Annotated in this window: 1 protein-coding gene; it reads left to right on the top strand. The window is 64.9% G+C overall.

Annotated elements, in window-relative coordinates; translation table 11 throughout:
- Nucleotides 1-61 precede the first annotated feature (61 nt).
- The coding region (locus tag GYA94_RS26485; protein ID WP_161893434.1) for a metallophosphoesterase family protein at nt 62-683 on the top strand (622 nt) is incomplete at its 3' end.

A 683-nucleotide genomic window follows, 5' to 3' on the forward strand; every position in this document is an offset into this window, starting at 1 on the left:
GCAACGCCCATCCCCAAAGCCAAGCCCTCTGGCTTGCTCGACTCGACACCACAGGTCATCCATGCGTCTGTTTCATACCTCCGACTGGCACCTGGGCCAAAGCCTGCACGGCCAGGAACGCGATTTCGAACACGCCTGCTTCCTCGAATGGCTGCTCGGCCAGCTTCGCCTGCGCCAGCCGGATGCGCTGCTGATCGCCGGCGATATCTTCGACACGGTCAACCCCCCGGTCAAAGCCCAGGAGCGTCTGTACGACTTCATCGTCCAGGCGCATGAACAACAGCCCAAGCTGGACATCGTGATGATCGCCGGCAACCACGATTCCGGCTCGCGCATCGAGCTGCCTGCCGCACTCATGCGCCGCCTGCGCACCCACGCCCTGGGCCGTGTGCACTGGCTGGACGAGGGCCAACTGGATGCCGAGCGGCTGCTGATCCCGCTGACCAATGGCCGCGGTAAGGTCGCAGCCTGGTGCCTGGCGCTGCCGTTCCTGCGGCCGGCCGAAGTCACCGGCCCCCACCTGGGCGACGACTACCTGCAAGGCATCACCCAGGTGCACCAGCAACTGATCGCCGCAGCACTGCAAAAACGCAAGAAAGACCAGGCGCTGATTGCCATCAGCCATGCGCACATGGCCGGGGGCGCAGTGTCGGAAGACTCCGAGCGCAGCCTGATCATCGGCA

The sequence above is a fragment of the Pseudomonas juntendi genome, from assembly GCF_009932375.1.
Classification (GTDB): domain Bacteria; phylum Pseudomonadota; class Gammaproteobacteria; order Pseudomonadales; family Pseudomonadaceae; genus Aquipseudomonas; species Aquipseudomonas juntendi.